The following is a 13,000-nucleotide window of genomic DNA, read 5'->3' as shown; positions in this document are numbered from 1 at the left end:
CTAGGCTGTGTTCTCAAAATGCTGGTTTTCTGTCCACACATAACTCGCGCAAGTAGCGAAGGCAAAAAGCCAGTTTGATAAAGGCTGCAAAACTCTTGGCTAGCTTTTCATATCTCGTTGAAAACCGGCGAAACTTCTTCAACCAACCGAAGCACCGCTCCACGACATTGCGCCTGCGGTAATGCACCTTGTCCAGTACCAATGGACGCCCCTTATGGCGCCGTTGCTGGTCGCTGCGTTGCGGAATGACCGCTTTTATCCTTCTCCGCCGTAGCTCGGCTCGAAAGGCTTTGCTGCTATAGGCCTTGTCTGCGGCAAGATGCGCTGGCCGTGTTCGGTAGCGACCTGATGACGTTGGTATCCTCGCCATGGCCAACGCGCTTGTTGCATAGCTGATTTCTGCTGATTGCCCCGGTGACAGGCAGAAGCTCAGTGGTAAGCCATGACGGTCCGTGACCAAGTGAATTTTGCTGCCGAAACCTCCCCGCGAACGGCCAAGGGCTTGATTCATTGAGGTGTTTTTTTACGTGCACCGGCAGCATCTTTGGATGCTCTGACATTGGAGCCGTCCAGGCACCACAGGTCGAAATCGATGAGCCCTTCTTCATTGAGCTTGAGTTGCAGCGCTTCCAGAATGGCATCAATCCGGCCTGCATCCTGCCAACGCCGGAAGGTGTTGTAGACCGAATTCCATGGTCCGAAACGTTCTGGAAGGTCTCGCCAAGGAGCTCCGGTGTGGAGTATCCAGAGAATGCCATCGAGCACTTGGCGCGGTTCACGGGTAGGGCGCCCGATCAGGCTTCGAGAAGGAAACTGGGGCTCGATAAGCCCCCATTGTGCATCAGTCAGCTGATAACGGCGGGACACGGAATGGATCTTAAGCTGTTGAGAAGATGTGAGATTATATCTTCATCACTTTAAGAACACAGCCTAGGGGCCATACCTCTGGCCGGATGGAAATTGCCTAACTCCGCCGCCTCAACCGCGCGGAGATACGATATAACCGAGCCTGAGTAATCATCCAGGGCCAGATCAACCCGAGTGATACGAACGCCAGTTACCCCAGAAATGACACGATGAAGACTGTGAAATTCCAGTCCATCACACCCTGCTCCGGTAAACGAAACCATGCAACCGTGATTGGCAGATCCCCAAGCGACAAGGCCACAAACAATTCCATCAATAAGTAAGTCACCGCTATAGCTATACCCGTGGAGACCCCCGCGACGATGGCGGAAAGCAAAGCGAGGCGCAGGAATCGGCACATCAATCTGGTGATTAAGCTCATCAATGAAAATCTCCAGCTCTGAACAACAGAGCGAGTCAAGGAACTGCACGCCGTAAGAGTGGATCAAGTCGTTGTAAGCCTCCCAATATTTGCCCGATGGATTCACCTCAAACTCGGAGAAGTCGAGCAAACTGGAGCACACCGCTTTCAACTCGCGGTGAATATCGGCGCGATCCTTGTACTGGGACGCCAATACGGTTTCCATGGCTTGCGTCATAGATGGCGTGACCACGGAGGGCACATCCGGCTCGGCTTGAACATAAAGGGGCTCTGGATAGGCCACTGCCCTCAACCGTTGTTCGGTTGCTTGGGCTCTGGTTTCCGGTGCTGACACTGCCGGCACTGGCCGACGATAAATCAGGCCATCAACAGCAGGCGCAGGCATAGCAGCAGACAAGACAGAGGACTTGATATCAAAGCACGGAATAGCCTTGAGCAAAGCGCCCTGTTTTGCCAGCTCGGTGATCCGCTTGAGCGGTTCCGGCGTGAAGGTAAAGGACAGGAAGTCAATTTTGACTTTGGGGTCATGACCAGTCATCGAAAAAGACTCCCTGGTCATAGAAGCCGCGCCAAGTGTCTTCAGTCACCTCGACGGGTACGAAATCGAAATCTGGGTAAGTGTGTGAGAGATAACAAGCCAGCTCGGCAAGGTCGCGGAAGAACTCGACTTGCCCAGCAATAGGGGCGGAGATGTCGCCCGTGGGCTCATCCTGCCAATACACATTGCGCTCTGGTCGAACTGGATTACTCACCACCCTACCCCCTGGAAAATGATACTTCCTTGCCAATCTCAATTTCTAAGAAATTAGATTGTGGGGTGAACCTCAGAATCTAAGTAATGTGAAGTCAAGAAAAATCATTTCTTAGAATCAGAGCGGTTAGAATGAGCAGTGATACATTCAACACAGAGTTATCAATATGCCGACAAAGCACATAGACGATCCGACATGGAGGAAAGTGGAGACAGAGACGGTCAGAGCAGTGATCGCCACAAAGACCAGCCTCAAAGATACGGAAGTCCTTAAGCTGCTGATCCTGAAAGGGATTCAGACGATTACCGAAGAAGATTACGAAGACTACGTGAAGAAAAAGAAGGCGAAATGAAAACGCCACGATCTAGAAAGGCCCTGCCTGTAGCGGGGCCTTTTTGCATCTGAAAAAGCGCCTGGTCGCGCATAAAACGGGGTTATGTTACGGGCTCTCGGTCGTTGCGACGATGCCCGCAAGCGGGCCCACGTAGCGGCCTAGTTGAGGCCCCCTGCCCTTCGCGATTATGGCAGGGGGCAAACCCTCAACATAACCACCGAGCCACATTATGCGCAGTGTCGTATTTTATGAGTCCTAGGACATGGTCAATCAAGGATTGCCTTTAGGTCCAACATCTTGGTTATGAGTGCAGCTTTATTTGTTCACCACTGGTTATCAATCATATTTCGGTCCTGGTCGAGCAAGTGGTCCAGCGGCTTGCGGCTGGCACTCTCGTGACGTTCCCGGTTGCCGGTGTGCAGGTACTTGGAGGTGGTGTCGATGCTGTCGTGTCCCGCATCGGCTTGTACGTGGGATAAAGGCCGTCCGTGCAGATTGATGTCATGGGTGATACCGGTATGGCGAATGGAGTGTGGCGTCAGGGTTCGCATTTCAGCGGCATCCTGAGCAAAACCGTCTTGTTCGGCAAGGCTTGCGGCCTGTTCAAATACCGCCATTACCAAGTCTCGTAGCTGGCGGATACCCAGATTGGCATTGAGTTCGCCTTGTTCGCGGCCATGGGCCGCCGCCTTGTGGCGTACGAACAGCGGGGTCTGTTCCCCGGGGGCCGGCAGTGGTGAAAGTCCAAGAAAGGTACGATAGCGAGTCAGGGCTTCGAGCAGAGCCTGAGAAACGGCCACGGTGCGACGTTTACCGCCTTTGCTGCGGGGAATGTCATAACCCCAGACGCCCGTTTTGGCGTCACGTCGAAACTGGCCCATGACGGGGCTGAAACCCGGCCTGGCCGCCACCTCGGAAATCCGCAGATAACAGGCATACATCAGACAGATGAGAAAGCGGCTGCGCTCATGTTGGGCCGGGCATTCGGCAGCGAGCTGTTCGGCGGCTTGCATCACATAGGACCATTGCAGCTCGGTGAAGGATTGCGCATCTTCACCAGCCTCCTGGGGGCCCGCACGTTTAACCCGCTGCAGCAGGAGAGCCGGATTGCGATCCATGTACTCCTCCTGGATGAGAAACTGGAAGAAGGCGGACAAAATGGCGAGTTTTGTCTTCATCGCCTGCTCACTCAGTCGATACGGCAGCTCCCGGCCCAGTTCCCGCTTGCCAAGAAACGGACGCCACAGGGGGTTTGGCAACCGTTCCCCCCACTCCTTGTCGAGCACGAACTGGGCGACGTTGCGATAGGCAATCAGTCCGGACGGTGGCGCCTGGCAATAGTCGAGATAGCGCATCATGATGCGCCTGGTGAGATCCCTGGGGCTGATGGCCACCTCGCAAAAACACCAGTGCAAAAAAGTGGTCAGCTCACTGCGATAGGTCTTGTAGTTGTTTTCGCTGTGGCGCTGCTCCAGCAGCCAGTCGACGGCCAGCTCATACACGATCCCCGCGTCGGGGACCTTGCCAAGACTCAGGGTGGCGAGGTACTGGTTGACCTGGGGATTGCCCGCTTCAAGGTGGTCCACGCTATCGAACAGTGGCATGGCGGGTGGAAGTGCTGGATGAATCATGATGGTGTGTGATATCGGTTGAATGTTTTGAACGGGGCCGCAACCCCCTGATGCCGATAAATGGGGTTATCGGCATCAGGGGTTGCAGTGCGCCTTGGGGGCAACGACCTGAGGCATCTTGCTGTGATACCCCATGATGACGAGCAATCGGCATATTCAATGAATATGCAGTGTGGTTGGAAAATCCTCGGGGAAAATAGTCGTGAAAATGACTTCAGTTGCACTTTTCATGAATGAGATAGCGGGTTCTGCCTCACATCCCCTTCCCCGCCCTTTCGTCTCAAGCCACGCTCTTCAGGGGCTTCCCCTTTGGCAGTTCAGTATCCAGCTTGTCTTCTTTGGGGGGATTCCCCTGCCCTTTTCCACCGCGCAATACCTGCTGCAACTGATCCCGCTGCTCGGCCAGATAAAAGGCCAGACTCTCCTGCTGCTCCGGTGCAAGCGCGACAGGCGCACCCGCCAGCAGTGTCATCAGCTCATCGGCGGTGTCCAGCAGTTTGTCATAGGCATCCGCCTCTTTCTTGCTGGCAAAGGTCATCTTCTCCACTCCCCCACGTACCACAACATACTTGATCTCAACGGCCATCGCGGCGCCCTCCTGATGATAGTGATCGCAAGTATATGTACGTATATACAGTATTGCAAATACCCTCAGCATGTCGGCATGCATCGCCAGCCCCTGCTTGGCTGGCGGCGGCCAGTTCACAGCGGAAAACACATCTTTTCAAAGGGGGGTGTGCAGCGCGGCAAGACAGGGCAGGCGTTTTAAGGTAAATTTCATCAATTCCTTCAACAGGTTGAATCGTATGTCGGATCCGCACTCGGTGATTGTCTGTCCGGCCTGTGACTTGCTGATCGAACGCAAGTTGCTGCCGCTGCGCCGTCACGCCCATTGCCCCCGCTGTCATCAGCATCTCTATGGGCGCTATGCCTTTCGCCCTTCCCAGTTGATGGCGCTGACCATCACCGGATTCCTGTTGCTGCCTTCCGCGTTTTTTGAGCCTTTGATCTATCTTCGTCTGGCGGGCGTGAACTCGGACGCCAACCTGATCAAGGGAATTATGATGCTGTATGCCGAGAGCGAGCTCTGGGTGGCAACACTGGTGCTCTGGTGCGCCGTGCTGGCGCCGACAGGGCTGCTGCTTGGGATCTTTGCCCTCGCCTCCGGCCTGGCCAAGCGCTGGCATCTGCTGGCGTGGACCCTCAAAGCGGTCGAGGTATTTCGCCACTGGGCCATGCTGGAGGTGTACATCGTCAGCCTGCTTGTCGCCCTGTTCAAGCTCATCGACATCGCCGACGTGCGCCTGGGAGGCGGTCTGCTGAGCCTGGGTTGTCTGATGCTGCTCAACATGACGTTGCTGATCCTCTTTGATCCTGCCCCTTACTGGGAGCGGATTCCGCTGCAACACGCCTCCCGGGAGCCGGACCATGTCCCCGATCAGCGCCCGTGAACTGGGGCTTTGCCGCTGCCATACCTGCGGGTTGCTGGTGCGCCATCAACACGGCATGAGCTGCCCTCGTTGTCACACCCCCTTGCAGATGCGCATCCCCCATTCCCTCGCCTGGTCATGGGGCCTGCTGGCGCTGGCCACCTTCATGTTGTTGCCTGCAAACCTGCTGCCCATCACCCACTTCTACAACAAGGGATTATTGCAGTCCGATACCATTTTCAGCGGTATCATGGCGCTCTATCGCAGCAAGATGTCCGGCATCGCCACCATAGTACTGACGGCTAGCATCATCGTGCCCATCGGCAAGATCCTGGGTCTTGGCTGGATTTGCTGGCAGTTGCAGCGCAGCAAGCCGGTGCGCCGCAAACGCCAGCTCGTCATGTACCGCATCATCGATTTCATCGGACGCTGGTCCATGCTGGACCTGTTCGTCATCTCGCTGATGGTGGCCCTGGTGGATCGCGGGGTGCTGCTCAACGTGCGTGCCGGCCCCGGGGCGACGGCGTTCGCCGGCGTGGTGGTGCTCACCATGATGTCGGCCAGGATGCTCGATACCCGCCTGTTGTGGGACAAGGCGGCCCGTTAATGTTTTTTGTGTCGAACGTGCTGTGCATCACAGCCAATGTAAGGAGTCGGTATGGTCGGGGCTGAGCCCGTCATTGAGAAGCACCGCTGGTTATCCCCGGTCTGGTTGCTGCCCTTCATCGCCCTCTTGCTGGCGGGAGGCTTTCTCTACCAGCAGTGGACGAGCAGTGGTCAACTCATTCGCATCAACTTTGCCCAGGGCAACGGTATCTTGCCGGGCAAGACCCAGTTGCGCTATCAGGGGGTCGCCATCGGCGTGGTCCAGGAGCTGGAACTGGCACAGGATGGTCGCAAGATTGCGGTGCTGGCCAAGGTGGACAGCCGTGCCCGCTCCCTCATACGCAAGGGCTCCGACTTCTGGCTGGTGAGTCCCAAGGCGTCACTGACCGAGATCTCCGGCCTGGACACCCTGGTGTCCGGCAACTACATCAACCTGCAACCCGGACGGGAGAACAACCCGCTGGAGGATGAGTTCGATGCCCTGGATGGCCCTCCCCCCGGTTATCAGGCCCAAGGGCGCACCCTGCACCTGACAGCCGATTCTCTGGGGTCGGTGGGCATCGGTGCCAAGATCTATTTCCGCGGGCTGGAGGTGGGCAGTGTCATCAACACCCGTCTTGGGGAAGAGAACCAGAACGTGGTCCTGGATCTGGTGATCGAGCCGCGCTTCGAGCACCTCGTCAAGGCGGATACCCGCTTCTGGAACATCAGCGGCATCAAGGGCTCCTTCAGCCTGGCTGGCGTCAGCGTGGAGGCGGGCAGCCTCACCTCCATCCTGAGCGGCGGCATTGCGTTTGACTCCCCCAAGGATTCTCCCGTGGCGCAAAAGGGGGTCAACTTCATCCTCTACAAGGGGTTGGCCGAGGCCGCCCGGGGTGAGCGCATCACCATCCAGGCGGGGACTCTGCCCATCAAGGAAGGGATGCCCATCCTCTATGAGGGCATCGAGATTGGACGAGTCGACCCTATTCGCCTCACCGAACAGGGACGGAGCGTGACGGCCCTCATCAACCCCGAACAGGCGTTCCGGGTGACCGGCAAGAGTCGTCTGGTGTGGGAGACGGTCTCTCTCTCCCCTGCCGGGATCAAGCATGCGGATCGCCTGCTGGCCGGGCCCGCCATTCGTCTGGACTATGAACCCGGTAAACGGGTAAACACCATGACCCTGGAGAGCCAGGCACAGCGCGGCGGCATCAAGCTGACCCTGCAGGCAGAGGATCTCGCCGGTTTGAGCGAAGGGGCTCCGCTCTGGTTCAAGGGGTTGCAGATAGGTCAGCTCGGGGCACTGACCCTGGATGCTGGCGGCAATGCCAGTGTCGAGTTGCTGGTGAACGAGCGTTATCGCCATCTGCTGCAACGGGCTCGCTTCTATCGCGCCGCTCCCTTGCAGGTGGAGGCGGACCTCAGCGGTATCAAGGTGGAGACCAGCCCGGCCAGTGCCTGGTTGGCGGGGGGCATCAAGCTGGTACAGGCTGCGAAGGGTGACAGGATTGACCGCCTCTACCCCAGCCAGGAGCTGGCCCTGCTTGGGAGCCGCCATGCCAAAGCGGTCAGCTGGACGCTGCGTGCCGCTCAGGCTGATGGTATCGGTGTGGGCTCCCCCGTCCTCTACCTGGGACTGGAAGCGGGCAAGGTCAAGGCGCTGGATGCCGATGATCGCGGGGTGGCCATCACCCTGGAGATCGATGCCATCTATGCTCCTTTGCTCAAGCAGCAACCCCAGTTCTGGAAGAAGGCCGCCATCGACGGCAAGATCCGGCTCGACGGCGTGCAGGTCAAGATGGGGAACCTCGCCACCCTGCTGCGTGGCGCCATCGAATTCGACAAGCTGGGGACAGGTCGCAGCAGTCATCAGCTCTTTGACAGCAAGGAGCAGGCAAGCTCCCAGGTGCGCACCCTCACGCTCACGGCGGATCACAACCCGGGTCTCGGGGTCGGCAGCCCCATCCGCTATCGCGGAGTGGACATCGGCAAGGTGGAGCAGGTGGAACTGGACCCGACCCTGGGCCAGGTAAGCTTCAAGGCCGAGCTGAATGAGCAATATGCCGCGCGTTTCCTGCAATCCGGGGCGCGCTATGCCCTGGTACAGGCCAAGGTCGGGCTGGGGGGCGTTGCCCACCTCGATACCCTGATCAAGGGGGCCTTTGTGGAGGCGACACCGGGCCGAGGGGCTGGCAAGGAGACCTTCCCCTTGAGCCAGAGTGGCCCCGCCGGTCTTGCCCTGACCCTCAAGAGCCCCTCCGTCGATGGCATCAGCGTGGGCAGCCCCCTGCTGTTTCGCAAGATGGTGGTGGGCAGCGTCACCGGCGTGACCCTGGCCCGGGATGGCAGCGAGGTACTGATCGATGTGAATGTGGATGGACAGTACGCCCATCTGATACGCGCCAACAGCCGCTTCTGGAATGTCTCCGGGGTCAAGGCCGATATCGGGCTGACCGGTGGCACCATCGAGGTCGAAACGGTGCAAAGCCTGCTGGCGGGCGGGATTGCCTTCAATACGCCGGAGCGGGAGATGGGCGCGACCGTCAAGGCGGGCCATCGTTATCCGCTTCATGCCAAGGCGGAAAAAGAGTGGCTGGAGTGGAGTCCCCGCATCTTGCCCTGAGTTATTCCCCTGCTCGTCAAAAACCGGCCTTGTGCCGGTTTTTTTATGGCCTCATGGACTCTCCCATCAAGAAGGGCGGCGCACTGTGGTAAGATGTCGCCCCTCATTTTGGGTCAGCGAGATTGCGCCGTGCACGACAACACCTACCTCCCCGATCACTTCCTGCGTCACATTGCGGAGTTCATGCCATCCCATCTCTCCATGGAGGCATTCGTGGCGAGTTGCCGGCAGCCGCTGCGGCGCAGCATCCGGGTCAACACCCTCAAGATCACGGTATCCGAGTTTGTCGCCCGCATGGCGCCGCTTGGCTGGCAGCTGGATCCCGTGCCCTGGTGTGAAACCGGCTTCTGGCTCACCCGCAGTGATGAGAGCGTCCCCCTTGGCAACACGGCCGAGCATCTGTGCGGTCTCTTCTATATTCAGGAAGCGAGCTCCATGTTGCCGGTGACGGCGCTCTTTGCCAGTGAGCAAACCAGACGGGATGGTATGTTGCTGGACGCGGCCGCCGCCCCTGGCTCCAAGACTACCCAGATCGCGGCGCTGATGGAGAACCGCGGCATGCTGATCGCCAACGAGTTTTCCAGCAGCAGGTTGAAAGTACTGAGCGCCAATATCCAGCGCTGCGGTGTGACCAACGTCGGCATGACCCATTTCGATGCCAAGGTCTTTGGCCAATGGCTGCCGGAAACCTTCGACGCCATCCTGCTCGACGCCCCCTGCTCCGGCGAGGGGACGGTGCGAAAAGATGAAGACGCACTGCGCAACTGGAGCCTGGAGAGCATCGAGGAGATCGCCGCGGTGCAGCGTGGCCTGCTGGAGAGTGCTTTTCACGCCCTCAAACCCGGCGGCGTACTGGTCTACTCCACCTGCACCCTGAGCCTGCAAGAGAACCAGGACGTCTGCCAGTCACTGCAAGAGAAGTTCGGCGATGCCTTCAGCTTTGACTCGTTGGCCGATCTCTTTCCGGGAGCGGAGAAAGCCTGTACGCCGGAGGGATACCTGCATGTGTGGCCCCAGATCTTCGACAGTGAGGGCTTTTTCGTCGCCCGGTTGCGCAAGCATCACTCCGTGCCCAACACCATGTTCAAACCGGGCAAGCTCGGCAAGTTCCCCTTCTCACCGCTGCCAGAGAAAGAGGCCGGCCCCATGCTGCGGGAGATTGAAGGGAATTTTGGCATCGTGCCCCATGGCCAACTGTTTGGCCGCAATGACGAGATCTGGCTCTTCCCTCACGCCTTCGAGCAGGTACAGGGGAAGCTGCGCTTCGATCGCATCGGCATCAAGCTGGCTGAGACCTTCAAGAAGGGATATCGATTGACCCATGAATGGGCTCTGGCTTACGGCCATGAGGCGAGCAAGGGATGCGTCGAGCTGGATGCCGCCAATGCCCGTGAATTCATGATGGGACGAGATGTCTGGCCAGAGCAGGATGCCGGGAGTGGGGAAGTGATCGTTCGTTACCAGGGGCACCCGCTCGGCATGGGGAAATGGGTGGGGAGTCGCATCAAGAATGCCCTGCCCCGGGAGCTGGTACGGGACAACAACCTGTTCAATGCGTGAGAGTGGGGTCGCTCGAGCAAAAACAGCGCCTGTTCGAGTCTGAAAAACCCCCACTCTGGTTGAACTTTTATCCGGTTCTTGAAATGCCTAGAGCCTTGTCTAAGCTTAAGGCTATCCGCATACCAGTTAGCGCACGGCTCTGCAAGGAGCCAATTCCCCTATGCCAGGTACAAGGAATTCGTACCTGGCTTTTTTTGTCTTCCTTTTTCAACCATGCCGGCACGATACCATCGTCTATTCGAGCATGTCTGCCGACTCGGGGATATCGCTCTGCTGCGCGTTAGTCGTTTGTTGCAGTTCGTGCTGATAGAGCAGATCGATTGCCTGCTCAATGATGGAGGCCTGACTGTCTTCCAGATGCAGGCCGAGTTCATGCAGCCGCTCGGCGTGACGGTTGCTTATCCAGCACTGCAACCGGCTGTGACTCTCCTGCTTGCGCTTCACATGCTGGCGCTGACGCTCGGCATTCTCTTGCGCGGCGCTTTTCTTCAATTCCTGGCTATCGTGACCTTCCGACATGTCTATATCGTGAATGTTATCTCTCATTTTTCGTTGGCATCTTCTACGAAAGTAAATCGGATTACGACTCCCCCACCGTCATGATGTCTGTGGAGGACGAATTGAATATACCATCAGATCAACAGGATATCATTTAACATAAAAAAACAGGGACGCGGTTTTCTATAACAACCCATCCAGGGCGTGATCCGAGAACTTGTGTGCATCATCGAAATATTCCTGCAAGGTGCGCATGTCCTTGTGCCTTGTCACCTCGATGATCTTGTTCATCGGTTTGCCCGCCGTCACCGCCGAGGTGATGAACCCCCGCCGCAAACTGTGGCCACTGACATGGAGATCGTCGATGGCCTGGCCGGTTCGCCGCTTGATCATCAAGTTGATACCTTGCGGCCCCAGGGGGTCTGTCATCAGCTGTCCCCAGCGATTCATCCGGCGAAACAGGGGGCCCTCAGCAATCCGGCTTTTTTTCAGCCATTGTTGCAGTGCAGAGACCGGGCAATACCGGGTACCTGGAATGAGTGCTATCTCCGATTCATGGAGCTGATGTTTGCTTGGTTTGAGACAAAGGCGTATCCCCTGCCCCACAAACTGCACGTCATTCACCTCGATCCTGGCTGCTTCCGACCGGCGCAAAGCGCCACTGAACATCAGGAGCAACAGGGTGTAATCCCGAAGTCCCGCCAGGTTGCTGGTATCTATCTCGTCCAGCACGCAGGCCAATGGTTTCAGGGTCAGCGCCCCCGTTTTGCGTTTGCGGTTATCACCGAGCCGTACTATGCCCCGCATCATCTCCTTTATCTCCGCATGCTCGGTCGGCATGGGGTGGATCCCCTTCTGCTTGAAGGCATAGCGAATGCCGGCAAGTCGTCTTACCAGGGTGGCCGGTTTACGAGGTTCCCCGTTGCGAAGCTCCCCCTTCCCTTCTTCTTTGTCCAGCCAGACCCAGTTGGCCAGGATGCCGTCGGCCTGATCCGCCAAAAAATTCATGATGTCGTGGTGTGTCGTCTGCAAGGGATCCAGCCCGTGGAGCTGGCACCAGGAGACAAAGATGCGGGTATCTGCCTGATAGGCATTGAGGGTGGAGTCGGCTTTAGCGCTGCGCAGAAAGCGTCTTGCCCGGCTGTTCAGCTGAGGATCGAAGACGCTTTGCAAGGATTGCTGAACTGGGTTTTGAAGGCGTGGGTAGTTCACTTAACTCTATGATTTAAAGCGGAGTTTCGGTGGATCTTACAGGATCATCCAGATCTATCAAGTATCGATAATGAATATTATCGATATTTATGAAGACTGCTTTAACCCATTTCAGCGCCCTCATTTATTCCTCAAGCATTCTGTCATCCCTGCTCTGTTTTATCAGGTGCTGGCGATTTGATCTCGTCAGCATCCACCATACAAAGTGAGAGATAACAACTTGGCATGATTGTTTTTGGATGGACCGTGATAGTGCAGATTGTCATAGTAAAACGCCCCGCTATGCGGGGCGTTGTCTGTTATCGCTTTGCCAACTTGAACAATTCGAAGAAATTGTGGCTGGTGGCCTCCGCCAATTCGGCGAGCGGAATCTGGCGAAGATCCGCGATAAATTGGGCAACGTCGCGAACAAAGGCCGGCTCGTTCTCCCTCCCCCGGTGCGGAACCGGTGCCAGATAGGGAGAGTCGGTTTCAACCAGCAGTCGCTCCAGGGGCAACGCCTTGACCACGGCCTGCAGGGCTGAGGCGTTCTTGAAGGTGGCTATCCCCGAGATGGAAATATAGAACCCCATTGCCATCGCGGCCTCGGCCATTTCGAGGGACTCGGTGAAGCAGTGCAGCACTCCGCCCACCTGTTCGGCCCCCTCCTCTCGCATGATCCGCAGCGTGTCTTCCTGGGCATCCCGGGTGTGGATGATGAGCGGTTTGTTCAGTGCCCGGGCTACCCGGATATGTTCGCGGAAAGAGGCTTGCTGTACATCCTTGTTTTCCGGTGAATAGAAGTAGTCGAGCCCGGTTTCGCCGATGGCCACCACTCTCTCATCGGCCGCCTGAGTCAGCAGCAAGGCAGCATCCACCCCGGGATCCTGATTGAGCGGGTGAACACCGCAGGAGGCAAACACCTGGGGATGGGGGGCGATGGCCTCCATCATGGTCGGGAACTGGGCCTGGGTCACACTCACGCAGAGAAAATATCCCACGCTCTGCTGCGCCGCCTTGGCCAGTACATCGGCCATGTCGGTCTGCTTGGAGCCATAACTCAAGCGATCGAGATGGCAATGGGAATCAACGAGTAACATAGACA

12 protein-coding genes are annotated in these 13,000 nt (G+C 57.5%); 5 read left to right on the top strand and 7 right to left on the bottom strand.

Going from position 1 to position 13,000, the window contains the following annotated elements; all coding sequences use genetic code 11:
* Positions 1-13 precede the first annotated feature (13 nt).
* Both AB5Y68_RS04000 and AB5Y68_RS03995 read right to left on the bottom strand, forming a co-directional pair.
* Positions 14-867, bottom strand: a protein-coding gene (locus AB5Y68_RS04000; RefSeq protein WP_368206892.1) for an IS5 family transposase whose coding sequence is annotated in 2 segments (ribosomal slippage) — positions 14-525 and positions 525-867 — 855 coding nt in all. Because the reading frame shifts where the segments join, the coding sequence is not laid out codon by codon here.
* 50 nt (positions 868-917) lie between these two features.
* A complete protein-coding gene (locus AB5Y68_RS03995; RefSeq protein ID WP_039041155.1) occupies positions 918-1,826 on the bottom strand; it encodes a phage replication initiation factor in 909 nt (302 codons plus the stop codon).
* Positions 1,827-2,206: 380 nt separating this feature from the next.
* Between AB5Y68_RS03995 and AB5Y68_RS03990 the strand changes: the two genes are divergently transcribed.
* Positions 2,207-2,392, top strand: coding sequence for a hypothetical protein (locus AB5Y68_RS03990; RefSeq protein WP_039041157.1), 186 nt, complete (start codon positions 2,207-2,209; stop codon positions 2,390-2,392).
* 305 nt (positions 2,393-2,697) lie between these two features.
* Here AB5Y68_RS03990 and AB5Y68_RS03985 read toward each other — a convergent pair whose 3' ends face one another.
* Both AB5Y68_RS03985 and AB5Y68_RS03980 read right to left on the bottom strand, forming a co-directional pair.
* On the bottom strand, positions 2,698-3,978 hold the full coding sequence (locus AB5Y68_RS03985) for a site-specific integrase (RefSeq protein WP_162483106.1): 1,281 nt from the start codon (positions 3,976-3,978) through the stop codon (positions 2,698-2,700).
* 307 nt (positions 3,979-4,285) lie between these two features.
* The gene (locus tag AB5Y68_RS03980) at positions 4,286-4,591 is read right to left on the bottom strand and encodes a YebG family protein (RefSeq protein ID WP_039041159.1); all 306 of its coding nucleotides are present in this window, start codon (positions 4,589-4,591) and stop codon (positions 4,286-4,288) included.
* Between the two features lie 220 nt (positions 4,592-4,811).
* Between AB5Y68_RS03980 and AB5Y68_RS03975 the strand changes: the two genes are divergently transcribed.
* The 4 genes from AB5Y68_RS03975 (at position 4,812) to rsmF (ending at position 10,206) form a co-directional block, all read left to right on the top strand.
* Complete coding sequence (locus tag AB5Y68_RS03975) at positions 4,812-5,456, top strand: paraquat-inducible protein A (protein ID WP_010674754.1); 645 nt, start codon at positions 4,812-4,814, stop codon at positions 5,454-5,456.
* Positions 5,434-6,042: a paraquat-inducible protein A gene (locus tag AB5Y68_RS03970; protein WP_010674753.1), complete on the top strand. Its 609-nt coding sequence runs from the start codon at positions 5,434-5,436 to the stop codon at positions 6,040-6,042. Before AB5Y68_RS03975 ends, AB5Y68_RS03970 begins: the two co-directional genes overlap by 23 nt.
* Positions 6,043-6,093: 51 nt before the next feature.
* Positions 6,094-8,646: an MlaD family protein gene (locus tag AB5Y68_RS03965; protein WP_039041160.1), complete on the top strand. Its 2,553-nt coding sequence runs from the start codon at positions 6,094-6,096 to the stop codon at positions 8,644-8,646.
* Between the two features lie 129 nt (positions 8,647-8,775).
* Entirely contained in the window at positions 8,776-10,206 is a 1,431-nt protein-coding gene (gene rsmF, locus AB5Y68_RS03960; RefSeq protein ID WP_039041161.1) for a 16S rRNA (cytosine(1407)-C(5))-methyltransferase RsmF, read from the top strand.
* A gap of 234 nt (positions 10,207-10,440) precedes the next feature.
* Here rsmF and AB5Y68_RS03955 read toward each other — a convergent pair whose 3' ends face one another.
* From AB5Y68_RS03955 to AB5Y68_RS03945, 3 genes are all read right to left on the bottom strand, one after another.
* Positions 10,441-10,725: a RepB family protein gene (locus tag AB5Y68_RS03955; RefSeq protein ID WP_039041162.1), complete on the bottom strand. Its 285-nt coding sequence runs from the start codon at positions 10,723-10,725 to the stop codon at positions 10,441-10,443.
* A gap of 162 nt (positions 10,726-10,887) precedes the next feature.
* Positions 10,888-11,916, bottom strand: coding sequence for a tyrosine-type recombinase/integrase (locus AB5Y68_RS03950; RefSeq protein WP_039041163.1), 1,029 nt, complete (start codon positions 11,914-11,916; stop codon positions 10,888-10,890).
* 299 nt (positions 11,917-12,215) lie between these two features.
* The gene (locus AB5Y68_RS03945; RefSeq protein WP_039041164.1) at positions 12,216-12,995 is read right to left on the bottom strand and encodes a TatD family hydrolase; all 780 of its coding nucleotides are present in this window, start codon (positions 12,993-12,995) and stop codon (positions 12,216-12,218) included.
* Positions 12,996-13,000: the final 5 nt, after the last annotated feature.

This window comes from Aeromonas sp. R6-1 (genome assembly GCF_040908165.1).
Taxonomy (GTDB): Bacteria; Pseudomonadota; Gammaproteobacteria; order Enterobacterales; family Aeromonadaceae; genus Aeromonas; species Aeromonas caviae.
Note: the sequence above shows the minus strand (reverse complement) of the source record. Positions and strands in the feature narration are given on the sequence as shown.

What these genes read in the sequence shown, in the direction of transcription:
- AB5Y68_RS03995 (WP_039041155.1), bottom strand. Translation starts at nt 1,826, where the DNA reads ATGACTGGTCATGACCCCAAAGTCAAAATTGACTTCCTGTCCTTTACC.
- AB5Y68_RS03990 (WP_039041157.1), top strand. Translation starts at nt 2,207, where the DNA reads ATGCCGACAAAGCACATAGACGATCCGACATGGAGGAAAGTGGAGACA.
- AB5Y68_RS03985 (WP_162483106.1), bottom strand. Translation starts at nt 3,978, where the DNA reads ATGCCACTGTTCGATAGCGTGGACCACCTTGAAGCGGGCAATCCCCAG.
- AB5Y68_RS03980 (WP_039041159.1), bottom strand. Translation starts at nt 4,591, where the DNA reads ATGGCCGTTGAGATCAAGTATGTTGTGGTACGTGGGGGAGTGGAGAAG.
- AB5Y68_RS03975 (WP_010674754.1), top strand. Translation starts at nt 4,812, where the DNA reads ATGTCGGATCCGCACTCGGTGATTGTCTGTCCGGCCTGTGACTTGCTG.
- AB5Y68_RS03970 (WP_010674753.1), top strand. Translation starts at nt 5,434, where the DNA reads ATGTCCCCGATCAGCGCCCGTGAACTGGGGCTTTGCCGCTGCCATACC.
- AB5Y68_RS03965 (WP_039041160.1), top strand. Translation starts at nt 6,094, where the DNA reads ATGGTCGGGGCTGAGCCCGTCATTGAGAAGCACCGCTGGTTATCCCCG.
- AB5Y68_RS03955 (WP_039041162.1), bottom strand. Translation starts at nt 10,725, where the DNA reads ATGTCGGAAGGTCACGATAGCCAGGAATTGAAGAAAAGCGCCGCGCAA.
- AB5Y68_RS03945 (WP_039041164.1), bottom strand. Translation starts at nt 12,995, where the DNA reads ATGTTACTCGTTGATTCCCATTGCCATCTCGATCGCTTGAGTTATGGC.